12 protein-coding genes and 1 pseudogene are annotated in these 14,496 nt (G+C 50.3%); 5 read left to right on the forward strand and 8 right to left on the reverse strand.

Annotation, left to right across the window (positions count from 1 at the left end; all coding sequences use genetic code 11):
• Positions 1-64: 64 nt before the first annotated feature.
• From BM159_RS06625 to BM159_RS06655, 7 genes are all read right to left on the reverse strand, one after another.
• Entirely contained in the window at positions 65-646 is a 582-nt protein-coding gene (locus tag BM159_RS06625) for a DUF8052 family protein (RefSeq protein WP_093913463.1), read from the reverse strand.
• Between the two features lie 142 nt (positions 647-788).
• Complete coding sequence (locus BM159_RS06630) at positions 789-1,523, reverse strand: lytic transglycosylase domain-containing protein (protein ID WP_245763666.1); 735 nt, start codon at positions 1,521-1,523, stop codon at positions 789-791.
• Between the two features lie 75 nt (positions 1,524-1,598).
• Entirely contained in the window at positions 1,599-2,198 is a 600-nt protein-coding gene (gene coaE, locus BM159_RS06635; RefSeq protein WP_093913464.1) for a dephospho-CoA kinase, read from the reverse strand.
• A 72-nt stretch (positions 2,199-2,270) separates the two neighbouring features.
• Entirely contained in the window at positions 2,271-5,039 is a 2,769-nt protein-coding gene (gene polA / locus BM159_RS06640) for a DNA polymerase I (RefSeq protein WP_093913465.1), read from the reverse strand.
• Positions 5,040-5,234: 195 nt separating this feature from the next.
• Positions 5,235-5,627: a lipopolysaccharide assembly protein LapA domain-containing protein gene (locus tag BM159_RS06645; RefSeq protein WP_093913466.1), complete on the reverse strand. Its 393-nt coding sequence runs from the start codon at positions 5,625-5,627 to the stop codon at positions 5,235-5,237.
• 111 nt (positions 5,628-5,738) lie between these two features.
• Positions 5,739-6,923, reverse strand: a complete 1,185-nt coding sequence (locus tag BM159_RS06650; RefSeq protein ID WP_093913467.1) for an aminotransferase-like domain-containing protein — start codon at positions 6,921-6,923, stop codon at positions 5,739-5,741.
• Positions 6,924-7,037: 114 nt separating this feature from the next.
• Complete coding sequence (locus BM159_RS06655; RefSeq protein ID WP_093913468.1) at positions 7,038-8,279, reverse strand: Glu/Leu/Phe/Val family dehydrogenase; 1,242 nt, start codon at positions 8,277-8,279, stop codon at positions 7,038-7,040.
• A gap of 500 nt (positions 8,280-8,779) precedes the next feature.
• Here BM159_RS06655 and BM159_RS06660 point away from each other — a divergent pair, with 500 nt between their 5' ends.
• The 5 genes from BM159_RS06660 (at position 8,780) to BM159_RS06680 (ending at position 14,200) form a co-directional block, all read left to right on the forward strand.
• Entirely contained in the window at positions 8,780-9,778 is a 999-nt protein-coding gene (locus BM159_RS06660) for an ABC transporter ATP-binding protein (RefSeq protein ID WP_093913469.1), read from the forward strand.
• A gap of 12 nt (positions 9,779-9,790) precedes the next feature.
• Positions 9,791-10,648 carry an ABC transporter permease gene (locus tag BM159_RS06665; protein ID WP_093913470.1) on the forward strand — a complete coding sequence of 286 codons (858 nt, stop codon included), beginning with the start codon at positions 9,791-9,793 and terminating at the stop codon, positions 10,646-10,648.
• Positions 10,629-11,423 carry an ABC transporter permease gene (locus BM159_RS06670; protein WP_093913471.1) on the forward strand — a complete coding sequence of 265 codons (795 nt, stop codon included), beginning with the start codon at positions 10,629-10,631 and terminating at the stop codon, positions 11,421-11,423. Before BM159_RS06665 ends, BM159_RS06670 begins: the two co-directional genes overlap by 20 nt.
• A 190-nt stretch (positions 11,424-11,613) precedes the next feature.
• Positions 11,614-12,681: a polyamine ABC transporter substrate-binding protein gene (locus BM159_RS06675; RefSeq protein ID WP_425443220.1), complete on the forward strand. Its 1,068-nt coding sequence runs from the start codon at positions 11,614-11,616 to the stop codon at positions 12,679-12,681.
• 403 nt (positions 12,682-13,084) lie between these two features.
• Positions 13,085-14,200 (forward strand): polyamine ABC transporter substrate-binding protein, encoded by a 1,116-nt coding sequence (locus BM159_RS06680; protein WP_093913473.1) that lies wholly within the window; start codon positions 13,085-13,087, stop codon positions 14,198-14,200.
• 128 nt (positions 14,201-14,328) lie between these two features.
• On the opposite strand, the pseudogene BM159_RS06685 reads toward BM159_RS06680, so the two are convergent.
• Positions 14,329-14,496 (reverse strand): annotated as a pseudogene (locus BM159_RS06685) (IS200/IS605 family transposase); the annotation flags it as partial.

The following is a 14,496-nucleotide window of genomic DNA, read 5'->3' on the forward strand; positions in this document are numbered from 1 at the left end:
AACGCCTGGTACGATGCGTTCCCGGGGACATGCTGCTGCATGGTTTTCCCATTAAAGAAAGACATCAGCGCAATCCCAATACTTTTTCCAGGTTCTTTTTCATGCAAAGACCACTATGATTAAAATACAGTTTCTGCTTTGACGCCTCAAAGCAAGCTGTATGAAAATCCATCCATCCGTGGAAAGAAAACTTGAAACTCTTATAAATCTTACATTTTTCCAGAGCCTTCACAGCTTCCTGCTCCGCCGTTTCACATACAATGACCGGTGTAATGTAAGTATACATGTGACCGGGGCCGATGTGGGCCAGCTTCATGCCCTCTTCATAAGCATATTCCCGGCAGGCCTCAAAGACCTGCAACGTCAGAACCGGAACGGAAAACATAAAGATAAACTCTTCCTGATGGGTTGCCCAAAGCTCGTTGTGGCGAAAGAGAAAATACTGCTCTGCTTTCTCGTAATATTCGCAGAGGGCGTTAAAACAAATATCCCCCGGCAGCACCGGAGGAGTCAGTTTTTCTGCTTCACAAATCCCTTTAAACTCTTCCGGCGGCGGATTGTACCCGCCGTCAAACCGTGTCACATTATAATAACGCCGGTAACCGGACAGAAGACGTTCGATTACTGTTTCTCTATTTGTATCCATATATGTTCCTGCAAAGTATCAACAAAAACGATTTTGAAATTGTGAAAATTATATCACATTTGTCTGTAAGCGTCTACAATATCTTTAAAAAATATAGCTGAAATTTTTATTTGTGTTAAAATTCCGTGAAATCCGGCGTTTTTCACTTTCTCTTTTCTACCTTATCCTTGTACAACCTGTAGTACTCATCTCTGTCGTAAAGCACGGATGCCACATAGTTCCGGGATTCCGGATAAGGAATCTTTTTTACATCCCCAAACGTGTAGTCCCAACCATTAGCGTTCATCCAGCCATGGGTATTGCCCCGACCGGCATTGTAAGCCATCATCATCAGGAGCAGATTATCTTTAAACTCATATTTCAGTTCGGAAAGATACCAGCAGCCCATGCGGATATTAACGCCGGGATTATATAAAGAATCTACATCATAGCTGTCAAGGCCCATTTGCTTCGCAATCCATTCCCCGGTTTCCGGCATAATCTGCATCATGCCTATGGCCCCTACCGGCGAAACAGCCCCAGGTTTAAACTCGCTTTCGTTTTTTATGACGGCCGCCACCAAAAACGGGTCAATGTCATTGCGACGGGCGTAGGTAACAATTTCATTCTGGTATGGCCACATATAGACGAAGCGCATCTGTACCGCATCGCTGCGCCATAACCGCCAACCTGCGAAAAACAAAATAACAAGCAGCAGCAGTACATAAATCCACATGCGTCTGCTGCTTGCTCTTTTCCATGCTGAATATTTCTTTTTATGTGTTACAGGACGGTGTACCCGCTTTACCCGGCGGCTTTTTACAGATTCGTTATCGATTTCCCGGACCGTTTTTTTCTGTCTGGCCGTCCGTTCCTGTTTTACCTTTTTTCCCGTCAAAATCCGGACTCCCATCTGTTTTCCGTACAATGTCAAGTGCCATTATAAACCCTTGTCCGGTTTTTGTACAGAGTCTTATATGGCGCCCAGAATTTTATGCATCTGTGCCGTTACCTGGGCTTTTGTGTTTTCTATGTTCCCGCTGTTGTCAATGACCACGTCAGCGAACTTTTCTTTGTCAGCCAATGACATCTGGGTGTTGATCCGCGCCAGCACCGCTTCTTCCGTGGCCCCGTCCCGCAGCATGGCGCGCTGTATCTGAATCTCTTTCGGTACCTTTACCAGCCATACGCTGTCCACCTTTGTATGCCAGCCGCACTCAATGAGCAGCGGGACATCCAGCAACACCGCCGCTGTGTTTTTTTCACGTTCTTCTGTCAGGAACCGCTGCGCTTCTGCCCAGACCTGGTCCTGTACGATTTTTTCGTACTGCTTCAGGACCGCTCTATCGTGAAATACTTTATCTGCTACCCAGGGACGGTTCAGTTCCCCGTCGGGCAGGAGACAGTCCGGTCCGAAAAAGGTTACTATCTTTTGCAGGCAGAGGCTGCCTTTTTTCACTGCGGCCCGGCTGGAGGCATCTGCGTCAAAGACGGGGATGCCTAATTTTTTCATATAAGAGGATACGGTGCTTTTGCCGCTGCCGATGCCACCGGTTAAGCCGATAACTATCATAGTTCCTCACTTTCTGTACCGCAATTCTTTTGAAGTTTGCAAAATAAAACTGTATGAAAAGACATCGCAGAACTATTTCGCAGACGCCCAGTCTTTCCCGTAATTGACTTCTGCCAACAGCGGCACGTCCAGTTTGAAGGCGTTCTGCATCTCAGTCTGCAGCAAAGCCGCAGTGGCTTCCCGTTCCGCCTCCTTCACTTCCAGCACCAGTTCATCATGCACCTGCAGTAATACCCGGGAAGAAAGGCCGGACTTCCGCAATGCAGCATCCACCCGCAGCATGGCCAGCTTCATGATATCGGCGGCAGTACCCTGAATTGGCGTATTGATAGCCGTCCGTTCCGCAAAACTGCGCAGGTTGAAGTTACGGTTGTTGATGTCCGGCAGGTAACGGCGGCGCCCCAACAGTGTCATTACATATCCCTGACTGCGGGCCAGGGTCTTCATCCGTTCCATATACTCTTTCACGCCTTTGTATCGGGACAGATAATTATCAATAAACTCACCGGCTTCTTTGCGGCTGCAACCCAGCTGCACTGCCAGTCCGAAATCGCTGATGCCGTATACGATGCCGAAGTTGACCGCTTTGGCCCGGCCTCGCATTTCATGGGATACCAGATCCAGCGGCACCCCAAACACTTCACTGGCCGTACGGGCATGGACATCCTGGTTTTCCCGGAAGGATTCCAGCATCAGAGAATCCTGAGACACATGGGCCAGAATCCGCAGTTCAATCTGGGAATAATCGCAGGACAGGAGCCAGTCATAGCCTTTCCCGGGGATAAACAGTGCGCGGATTTCGCGGCCGGTTTCCGTGCGGGTGGGAATGTTCTGAAGGTTGGGATCCGTGCTGGACAGACGGCCCGTTACCGTGACGGTCTGCTGGAAGTGAGTATGAATTCTTCCTGTCGTCCTGTTGATCAGCGGCTTCAGTCCTTCCAAATAGGTAGACTGAAGCTTTGCAAGCACCCTGTACTGCAGGATGGTATCCACCAGAGGATGTTTGCCCCGCAGTTCTTCTAACACCTTTACGTCTGTGGAGTAGCCGGTCTTCGTCTTTTTTACCACAGGCAGTCCCAGCTTCTCAAACAGGACCACGCCCAGCTGTTTCGGGGAGTTAGGGTTAAAGCCCGGATCCCCCGCCTGCTCTTTGGCAAGATCCTCCAGGCGGGCCAGTTTCCCTGCCATATCCCTGCTCAGAGCGTCCAGTTTCTTTTCATCCGCCACGACCCCGGCCAGTTCCATCCGGGCAAGCACGGGAATAAGCGGCAGTTCAATCTCCTTATATAACTGAGTCAGTTCTTTATCCAACAGCGCCTGTTTAACCGCCTCCGCCACGCAGGCCAGGGTATGACAGTCCGGTTCCCTGTCCTGACCCAGATAGTGCCAGGCAATATCTGCCAGCGCGTAACTGCTGCGGCCCGGATCATCCAGATAGGCTCCCAGGACAATATCTTCTATTATATTCTGCGGTTCCACACCCTGACAGAAACAGGTCCGGAACACTTCCTTACTGTCTGCCGTGCCCTTGGGATTGGGAGCCTCTGCCAGCCATCCGGTAAAAGAAGCAAGGGCTTCCGAACCACTCACAAGATATTCCCGGTCCCCGCACAGCACCCGGGCAGCTTCAAACCGCAGATGCGGAATCTCCCCGGCCGTCTCTGCCATGAACCAGACCATAGCGGAAGGATCCGCATCTATTTCCGCAGCCACCTCCTGCCACTGGGAAGCAAAACCGATTTCTTTCGCTCGTACGGCAGGCACCGGCGCACCGAACAGACTGCCCATGCCGTCATCCGGAACAGGAGCTGTTTCCGGACCGGCATTCCGCGTATTTCTGTTATCTGCAGTCGCAACAAACAAATCTTCCATATTGCCGGCAGCATTGCCCGATACAGCACTCTTTATAGCAGGTTCCGCGCTCTCTGCCGATGTACCGCCTGCCACACTGCTTTCAACGTCGGAAGCAAGGCCCATGATCTGGCCGAATTGGTTAAAGAAACCGCGGAACTCCAGGTCCGCCATCATTTGCCGGGTTTTTCCTTCCAGCGGTTTCAGGGCATATGTATCCAGTGTCAGGTCCAGTCCCGGTACTTCCGTATAAATCGTGGCCAGCTCTTTGGAAAGCAACGCCTGTTCCTTATTGTTGACCAGTTTCTCCTTAAGGCTCTTCCCTTTGACTTCTTCGACATGCGCAATCACGTTTTCCACACTGCCGTATTCTGCAATCAACTTCAGCGCGGTCTTGGGGCCTACCCCCGGCACGCCGGGAATATTGTCGGATGTATCTCCCATAAGGCCCTTCAGGTCAATGAGCTGCAGAGGAGCAAGACCTTCATAGTCTGCCGCAAACGATTCTTTATCATATAACTTTATATCGGAGATGCCCTTCTTTGTGTACATGACCCGGGTGCGGTCATCGATAAGTTGCAATTCATCCCGGTCACCGGTAACAATAAACACTTCCAGGCCAGGGTCAAGTTTTTTCGCAAAGGTACCGATAATGTCGTCCGCTTCGTAATCATCCAGTTCCAGAGCAGGGACGCCCATGGACCGGAGCACCTCCATGCACAGGGGGAACTGTTCCTTCAGTTCCGGCGGCGTAGGTTTGCGCTGGCCTTTGTAATCCGCATACAATTTTGTGCGGAAGGTTATTCTTGACTTATCAAAAGCCGCAGCCACCCAACGTGGTTTAACATCCTGCAGCAGCTTGTGGAACATGCGCAGGAAACCGTACACAGCGCCGGTGTGCTGCCCTTTCCGGGTAGTCAGGGGAGGCAGGGCAAAAAATGCGCGGTGGATGAGGCTGCTTCCGTCAATAATCAAAAATTTATCTGCCATAGTTTATTCTCCTGACGTGCATATAATCTGTTAATTAATTATACCATACTATTATATCTGATATAAAGTGAAATGTTTCACAGCGGTGTTCCGCCTTTTCCAACCGACAAAAAAACAGACGGCAACCGGCTGCCGCCTGTTCAGATAATCTTTGCATCTCTGTATTAAGTTGAGACTATCAAAATAGGGACTCTTTTATCTTTTCATAAAGGCATTGAGCGGACCTGCCGCAGATGCCGGCTTCACTGTGGCCTCTGCCGTGGGGGTGGTTGTAGTATCAGCCGGATCCATTACGCCGCCCTGGGCCTTCATCAGCTGCTCCACCTTATCACGTAAAATGCGTTTGTCGTCTTCCAGCAGGGCAATCTGTTCGTTCAGCTTGCGGGTCTGCCACATGCTGCGCGTTTTGACGGTAATACCCCAGACGATCCCCAGCAACAGGCCGCAGATGACGGAGAGCAGCACCACCAGCACCAGGTTCAGCTGAAAACTCCACATAAAGAGTGTCAGATCCACCATCATGGAGTTCTGGACAGCCAGAATGGCAACCAATACAGCAACAATAGCACTTACGATCATAAAAGGCATAACGTCAACCTCTTTCTCTTCTGTACATGTACCTGTTTCATTTCATTACAGGAAAGCAGTATACCCGGTAAAAACTGCAGAATCAGACAGAACCGTTCCTGTCCGTTCAGCTTACATACACTCTTTAATGGCTCTGGCCATACGTTTTACGCCTTCCACGATCTTATCGTCAGGCATGCAGGAGTAATTGACACGCAAGCTGCGGTCAGTCTTGTCGTTGGGATAGAAGGCATCACCGATTACGGCCGCAACTTTCTGCTCGATGCATTTGTCAAATACCTTGCGGGCGCTGACCCCTTCCGGAACCGTCACCCACAGGAACAGGCCGCCGTCAGGACGGGTGAATTCCACGCCTTCCGGGAATTCTTCTTCCATGGTTTTCAGAATCAGGTCGCGGCGATGACCGTACAGTTCCACGATTTCCTTCACATGGGCATCCAGATCATAAGTATCCATGTAGGCATCGGCCACGCCCTGGTCAAAGTTGGAAGTGTGCAGGTCGGCGCTCTGTTTGATCATGACAAATTTTTCAACGATCGTATGAGGACCGGCGATCCAGCCTAAACGCAGGCCCGGGCAGAAGATCTTGGAGAAGGTGCCCAGGAAAGAAACCAGGCCTTTCGTGTCCATGGACTTCAGGGTGGGGAAGCTTTCGCCTCTGTAACGCAGTTCACCGTAGGGATTGTCTTCGAATACCGGCAGGTCATACTTGTTGATGACTTCAATGAATTTTTTGCGGCGTTCCAGGCTCCAACAGATGCCGGTAGGATTCTGGAAGTCGGGAATTACATAGATGAACTTGCATTTCGGGGTGGTAGCCAGAATCTTATCCAGCTCTTCCGGAATGATGCCTTCCCCGTCAGTGGGAACTTCCTTAAATACGGGCTGGTAAGCATTGAACGCATTCAGCGCGCCCAGGTAGGACGGACTTTCGCACAGCACCACGTCGCCGGGGTCCAGGAACAGCTTGCCGGCAAAATCCAGACACTGCTGGGAACCGGTAGTGATAAGAATGTCGTTCATATCGACCGGGGTACCGTATTTTTCCGTCATGCGTTTCGCGATTTTTTCCCGCAGAGTGGGACGGCCTTCCGTGGTAGCGTACTGCAGCAGCTTCTGGCCTTCTTTTAATACCAGGTCATGGGAAACCTGGGCAATTTCTTTTACCGGGAACAGTTCCGGGGCAGGCAGACCGCCGGCAAAGGAAATAATCTCCGGCCTGGCAGTCAGTTTCAGTAATTCACGGATTTCAGACGCCTTCATCCGGTCCATGCGTGATGCAAATTTGTATTCCATAGTAAATACCCCTCTTTCATATTCATATATTAAAAATTTTATCACTTGGGGAAAACAGTGTCAAATAAAAAACCTGCGCAAAGCGCAGGTTTTTTGGGAGATATTTTATAACTCTTAGTACATTCCTCTGAACTTCATGGCCACGGCCAGACGTTTTAATGCCGCAATATATGCGGCTACGCGCATGGACACCTTGTACTCCAGGGTCAGGTCATGCACTTCTTTGAAGGCTTTCACCATCATGTCAATCTGACGGTTCTTCACTTCTTCTTCCGACCAGTAGAAGCGGTACAGGTTCTGTACCCATTCAAAGTAGGAAACTGTTACGCCGCCGCCGTTGGCCAGGATATCGGGAACCACAAAGATACCCTTCTTGTCCAGAATCTCATCTGCTTCCGGAGTGGTAGGTCCGTTGGCACCTTCGCAGATGATGGTTGCTTTGATTTTTTTGGCATTGGCTTTGGTAATCTGATTCTCCATAGCGCAGGGGAACAGCACGTCAACTTTCTGTTCCAGCACCAGTTCCTTGTCAATGGGATCCGCATCGGGATAGCCTACTACGCTGTGCCCTTTGCTGGTGGCAGTGTATTCCGCCAGTTTGTAAGGATCGATGCCTTTTTTATTAAAAACAGCGCCGAATACGTCGGAAATGGCCACGATCTTCATGCCTTCGTCAAAAGCCAGTTTGGCGGTCCAGCTGCCTACATTGCCGAATCCCTGTACTGCCGCGGTAGCGCCTTTTACTTTCATGCCTTTTACTTTCAGGGCTTCCAGCGCAGCCGTCACCACGCCGCGGCCAGTAGCTGCCGCACGTCCCAGGGAACCGCCTACGGAAATGTCCTTGCCGGTGATGAAACCGGGTTCGTACTGACCAGTAATCTTGCTGTATTCATCCATCATCCAGCCCATGATCTTGGCATTGGTGTTCATGTCCGGAGCCGGAATATCTTTCTTCTCGCCGATAACACCGGCAATCTTATCGATGTAGCCGCGGGTAAGGGCTTCCAGTTCCCGTTCCGACAGTTTGGTCACATCCACGATGATGCCGCCCTTGCCGCCGCCGTAGGGAAGTCCTGCTACTGCGCACTTGCAGGTCATCCAGAACGCCAGGGTCTTCACTTCGTCCATATTGACTGCCGTATGGTACCGCACGCCGCCCTTGGCCGGTCCCATAATGGTGCTGTGCTGGCAGCGGTAACCCGTAAACACCTGGACTTTGCCATTATCCATCTTCACCGGGATATGGACTTCCGTGGTTTTTTCCGGTACCGCAATGATAGCAGCCGCGCCCGGATCCAGCTTCATCGCCTCAATGGCCTTGTTCAGCGGAATCATAGATTGTTCAATCAGTCCCATGATAATCTTCCTCCTTGCATAATTTCATTTTTCCTTTGATATATTACAATGCAGTCCCAAAAGCTGCACTGACAGAGTCATGAAATGTTTTTTACTAAATACCGCAAACCATTTAAATATTGCAACACTTTTTTCAAAAATATTATAGCATAATACATGGTAAATGTAAAACAAAACTGTATAAAAAGGGCTTTGGGAAAAGTTTCGTTTTTTCAAAATCCGACCCCTTGCCGACCCTATCAGACATGCGGGTTGGCAACAATTTTAAAAAAATATTTTTTTTGCAAAAAAAACATTGTAATCTCAGACTTTTGCATGTATAATGCAAGTACAATAAATTAAAAGAATTAAATTGGGTCAGCCTGCCCGAAATTTCAATTTCCAAATGGCTTTCCTGCCCGGGGAATGCGGAACAGATGACGAAACATTTCCGCAAAGCCCTGACTATTACTTAGCAGAAACCGCCCTACAGCGGTTTCTCAGGAAAGGTTGTGATCGCAATGAATGAATTAATCCGTTTGGAAGGGATTACCAAAAAGTTTGGCGAGCATCTTATCATCCCTACGTTAGACCTTACCATCAACGACGGCGAGTTTGTAACTCTGCTGGGGCCCTCCGGATGCGGCAAAACCACACTGCTGCGCATGATCGCGGGTCTGGAAACGCCTACTACCGGCAAGGTGATCCTGGACGGTAAAGATATTACCAAACTGCCGCCTTATAAACGCAATGTCAACATGGTTTTCCAGAACTATGCCTTATTTCCCCATATGACCGTAACGGAGAACATCCATTTCGGACTGAAGATGCAGGGTGTGCCTAACGATGAAGCGCAGGAACGCATCAACCAGGTTCTGTATCTGACACAGCTGGAACAATTCCGGGACCGTTACCCCTCCCAGATGTCCGGCGGACAGCAGCAGCGCGTAGCCATCGCCCGGGCTCTGGTGAACAGCCCCAAAGTATTGTTGCTGGACGAACCCCTGGGTGCCCTGGACTACCAGCTGCGGAAAAAACTCCAGCTGGAACTGAAGAACCTGCAGCGGGGCCTGGGTCTCACCTTTGTATTCGTAACCCACGACCAGGAAGAAGCCCTTACCATGAGCGACCGCATCGTCATCATGCACGACGGCGTCATCCAGCAGGACGGGGATCCCAACGGCATCTACCATCATCCCAAAAATACATTTGTAGCACGCTTCATCGGTGAAAGCAACTTCTTCGACATCGGCAGCGACACCTATGCCCTGCGTCCGGAAAAGCTGAACCTCTGTCCGGAAGACGAAGAGGGCGCGGACCATCCTGAGCCGAAATTCTTCGGTACCGTGGTGGATATCGTCTTCTACGGCACCATCGACAAAGTCTTTATCCGTCTTGACAACACGAACCAGACCGTCATCGCCTACCAGTATTTTGATGACGTGCACCGCTGGCAGGCCGATGACCGGGTGGGCATCTGGTGGTACGACCGCGACGGCGTAAAAGTGGAAAAAGAATAGAAAGGCGGAGCCATGAAGAACGGTAAATTACTGATTGCTCCTTCAATGCTGTGGCTGGGGATTTTCTTCATCGTTCCCATGCTCATCGTAGTCGCTGTGTCCTTTGCCGCCCGTACCCCTTACGGTCAGGTGGTTTTTAACTGGAACATCAACAACTACCTGCGTTTTCTGGAGCCCTTATATCTTTCCATCTTTGCACAGACACTGCTGGTAGCCCTGGTCACTACGGTGGTGACTATCCTGATGGGTTACCCGTTGGCCTACTATATCGCCCAGTTGCCCAAACGCTGGCAGCAGCCGGGACTAATTCTCTGCATGATCCCCTTCTGGATCAATTTCCTGATCCGCTCTTACGCATGGGTCATCATCCTGCGGGCCCAGGGCGTATTGAACACATTTTTAATGAAGGCAGGTTTTATCGAACAGCCCCTGCAGCTGTTATATAATGAAGGCGCCGTAATGCTGGGCATGATTTATTCCCTGCTGCCCTTCATGATCCTGCCCATCTACGTTTCCATCGAACAGCTGGACCGCCGGCTGCTGGAAGCCGCTTCCGATCTGGGAGCCGCTCCCTTCACCGCCTTCCGGAAGATTACCCTGCCCCTGACCATGCCCGGCGTGGCCGCAGGCACCATCCTGGTCTTCATCTCCTCCCTGGGCATGTTCGTCGTCCCCGATGTGATGGGGGGCGCCAAATCCGCCCTGGTAGGCAACCTGATCCAGAACCAGTTCCTCTCCGCCCGCGACTGGCCCTTCGGTTCGGCCCTGTCCATCGTGCTGGCGGCATTGTCGCTGCTTCTGATCATCCTCTATTACCGTGCCATCCAGGCGCAGAACGGAGGTGCCGAAAATGCAAAAAACATGGCGTAGTCATGTGCTGCTGGCCTACTCCCTGGCCATTCTGGCATTTCTGTACGTACCCCTGGTCATCCTGGCCATGTACTCCTTCAACGATTCCCGCATCAACGCGGTGTGGACCGGGTTCACCTTCCGGTGGTATGAGCAGCTCTTCAATAACCGCCGGGTGCTGGAAGCCCTGATCAACACCCTGATCATCGGTTTTTCCTCCACCATCGTGTCCACTACCTTAGGCACCATCGCCGCCATCGCCCTGCACCGGTACAAATTCAAGCTGCAGAGCGTCATCAACGGCCTGGTCTATCTTCCCATACTCATTCCGGAAATCGTCATGGGCCTGTCCCTGTTAGTATTATTCTCTCAGGTGCATATGCCCCTGGGCAAAGGCTCCCTGATCCTGGCTCATATCACTTTCTGTCTCTCTTTCGTAGTCATCACGGTAGGCGCCCGTCTGGACGGCATGCGCAGCGACTACGAACAGGCGGCCAGCGATCTGTATGCCACTCCCTGGCAGTGCTTCCGCTACGTAACATTGCCCCTTATCATGCCTGGCATCGTAGCCGGGGCCCTCATTGCCTTTACCCTCTCCATCGACGATTTCGTCATCAGCTTCTTCGTGGCGGGGCCCAACTCCACTACGCTGCCGCTGTACATCTACGCCATGGTCAAGCGCGGTATTTCCCCGGAAATCAACGCCCTGTCCACGTTAATGATGGTGGTAGAGATCATCCTGGTGCTGCTGGCGGAATTCCTGCAGCCCAGCCACAAGGCGAAAGCGGAAGATTGAAACTGTTCATTTTCAAACTGAAGGAGGGATGCTGTGAAATGAGTTTTACCTGTACAGACGACACGATCCCCGGAAGTATGTTTTACTGAAGTGAACCCAAAACTGTAATTCGTTGCATTGAAATTTTTTAAAACCATATTCATAAATGTGAAAGAAAAGAGGTTGATACGATTTGAAAAAACTGACTCTGATGCTCTTACTGGTTGTATGCTTCACCTTTGCCCTGGCAGGCTGCGGCGGTGGCGGCGAAAAGAAAGCCGAAGCGCCGAAAGACGCGCCCAAAAAAGAACAGCAGGTACTGAATATTTACAGCTGGGCCGACTATTTCGATCCCCAGGTACTGGCAGAATTTGAAAAGGCCAACAACTGCCGCGTCAATTACGACGTATACTCCAACAACGAAGAACTGCTGGCCAAGATGCAGGCCGGCGGCGCCCAGTTTGATATCATCCAGCCTTCCGACTACATGGTCACCACCATGATCCAGCTGAACATGCTGGAGAAACTGGACCACAGCAAACTGCCCAACGTACAGCCCAACCTGATCGAAAGCCTGAAACATCCCGCCTATGACCAGAAACTGGAATTCGCCATTCCCTATGTTTGGGGCATCACCGGCATTGCTTATAATAAGAAATACGTGAAAGACCCCATCACCAGCTGGGCTGACCTGTGGAAACCCGAATACAAAGGGCACATCATCCTGTTGAACGACAACCGGGAAGTATTCAGCCTGGCCCTGAAGAAGATGGGCAAATCCAACAACAGCACAGACCCGAAGGACGTGGAAGCGGCCTTCAACGATCTGAAGAAACTGAATGCCAACGTACTGGCTTATGATACCGAAAACAACAAACAGAAGATGATCGCGGAAGAAGCCTGGATCGCCCATATGTGGAGCGGCGATGCCTCTTTCTGCAATTTCGACAACTCCAACATCGCCTTCTGCGTACCCAAGGAAGGCACCCTGATCTGGGCTGACAACATGGCCATCCCCAAAGGCGCCAAAAACAAAGAACTGGCTATGAAGTTCCTGAACTACATTTATGATCCGAAAGTCAGCGCCCGCAACTTTGATTACATGAAACTGCCCAACGCCAACGCAGCGGCCATCCCCATGCAGAAAAAAGAAATCGTGGAAAACCCGATTCTGAAAGATGCCGCCGCCAAGGCCGACAAAGGCGAATGGCTGCATGATATCGGAAACGCCATCACCATGTATGATAAGTTCTGGACTGAACTGAAGACAGGCAAGTAATAGCTCCGAGTATATAATTACATAATTACGCTCCGGTTATTTTCTTCTCTCCCCCGAATTGCATCGCTGACGCGCCCGCAAGCAAGCTTGCGGCTTGTCCCGACACAATTCGACGGGGACCCCTCAGAAGAAAACAACCGGAGCTGTTCTTTTTTGTTGAAATAATGCAGACCGGAACTTCCATTCCTTCCAAATGGACAGCGAATAAGTTTTCAGTTGTTACTTTTTAAGTTACAACGTTGCTCCTAAAAGGACAATTCCGGAGCTGTTTTTTCTCCCTGTAAGAAAAATATGCACAGAATCAATAAATATGGTATAATATGTCTGCGACAGTATTGCAAACTGGCTTACTGGTGGTGCAGTTCCGGCTGCCAGTATGGAGAAAAGGAGGAGTTTTTATAAAATGAAAAAAATTCTTGTTCTGTTGTTCTGTTTTTTGGTACTTTTGCTGACAGCCTGCGGCGGACCGGAAAAGAAGGCGGAGAAACCCGCGGAACCTGCGAAAAAAGAAGAACCCGCAAAGCCGGCCGAACCTTCAAAGAATGCGGAAGGAAAGCAAGTACTCAACCTGTTCAGCTGGGCTGACAATTTTGACCCTGAAGTTCTGGCGGATTTCGAAAAAAAATTCAACTGCAAGATTAACTATGACGTATTTGCCAACAACGAAGAACTTCTGGCTAAAATTCAGGCTGGCGGAGCACGCTATGACGTGATCCAGCCCAGTGACTACATGATAACCACCATGTTGAAGCTCAACCTGCTCGAAGAACTGGACATGAGCAAGATTCCCAATACGAAAAACCTCATTAAAGACTTACAGGCGCCTGCCTATGATCCCACCGGAACCCATTCCGTTGTCTATTCCTGGGGCATCACGGGCATCGCTTATAATAAAAAGTACGTGAAAACGCCGCCTACTTCCTGGCGGGACCTGTGGAACCCGGCTTATAAGGGCCGCGTGGTACTGCTGAACGACGTACGTGAAGTTATCAGCTTCGCCATGAAGATGCACGGGCATTCCCTGAACAGCGTGGATAAAAACCACCTGGCAGAATGCATGAAAGACCTGAAAGCCCTGGCTCCCAACATCCTGGCTTACGATACGGATACCATCAAACAGAAATTTATCGCGGAAGAAGCCTGGATCGGCACCATGTGGAGCGGCGACGCTTACTTCAGCTTCAAGGAAAACAAAAATATCGGCTTCGTGGTCCCCAAAGAAGGCACCGGCATCTGGGCCGACTGCTTCGCCATCCCCAAAGGCGCCAAAAACAAAGCCCTGGCCCAGGAATTCATCAACTATCTGTATGATCCCAAAGTAAGCGCCAAAAACTATGAATACATCGGTTATAACGACCCGAACCTGGCAGCAGCCCCGTATCACAGTGAAGAATTCAAAAACGATCCTATCCTGAAAACCGCCAAAGATTACATCGGGAACTCCGAATGGACGGCGGACGTAGGCGACGCCATCGAGTTGTATGACCGTTGCTGGACCGAACTAAAGACAGGGAAATAAAATTGTAAAACATAATAAAATCGCTTCCACCCCTTCAAGGGGTGGTTCGCTTAGCCCTATAAGGGCCCAACACAGGCCAGCGCCTAAATGACGCTGGCTTTCACTTTGTTCAAGCCGCAGTGGTATGACTACTTGCTACCCTTAAAAGGGTCTTCGTATTCTTTACTGAATAACGAATCTTCCATTTGATCCATCTTATCCTGTTCCCGGATATATTTCTGTATGGTTTGCGCATTCAGCCCTACCGTACTAACGTAATATCCGGTTGCCCAGAATTTTCGATTTCCAAATTTATA

Source organism: Succiniclasticum ruminis DSM 9236 (genome assembly GCF_900112895.1).
Classification (GTDB): Bacteria; Bacillota; Negativicutes; order Acidaminococcales; family Acidaminococcaceae; genus Succiniclasticum; species Succiniclasticum ruminis.

Coding starts and splice junctions, on each gene's coding strand:
- BM159_RS06645 (WP_093913466.1), bottom strand. CDS start 5,627: ATGCCTTTTATGATCGTAAGTGCTATTGTTGCTGTATTGGTTGCCATT.
- coaE (WP_093913464.1), bottom strand. CDS start 2,198: ATGATAGTTATCGGCTTAACCGGTGGCATCGGCAGCGGCAAAAGCACC.
- BM159_RS06655 (WP_093913468.1), bottom strand. CDS start 8,279: ATGGGACTGATTGAACAATCTATGATTCCGCTGAACAAGGCCATTGAG.
- BM159_RS06670 (WP_093913471.1), top strand. CDS start 10,629: ATGCAAAAAACATGGCGTAGTCATGTGCTGCTGGCCTACTCCCTGGCC.
- BM159_RS06680 (WP_093913473.1), top strand. CDS start 13,085: ATGAAAAAAATTCTTGTTCTGTTGTTCTGTTTTTTGGTACTTTTGCTG.
- BM159_RS06625 (WP_093913463.1), bottom strand. CDS start 646: ATGGATACAAATAGAGAAACAGTAATCGAACGTCTTCTGTCCGGTTAC.
- polA (WP_093913465.1), bottom strand. CDS start 5,039: ATGGCAGATAAATTTTTGATTATTGACGGAAGCAGCCTCATCCACCGC.
- BM159_RS06660 (WP_093913469.1), top strand. CDS start 8,780: ATGAATGAATTAATCCGTTTGGAAGGGATTACCAAAAAGTTTGGCGAG.
- BM159_RS06650 (WP_093913467.1), bottom strand. CDS start 6,923: ATGGAATACAAATTTGCATCACGCATGGACCGGATGAAGGCGTCTGAA.
- BM159_RS06665 (WP_093913470.1), top strand. CDS start 9,791: ATGAAGAACGGTAAATTACTGATTGCTCCTTCAATGCTGTGGCTGGGG.
- BM159_RS06675 (WP_425443220.1), top strand. CDS start 11,614: ATGCTCTTACTGGTTGTATGCTTCACCTTTGCCCTGGCAGGCTGCGGC.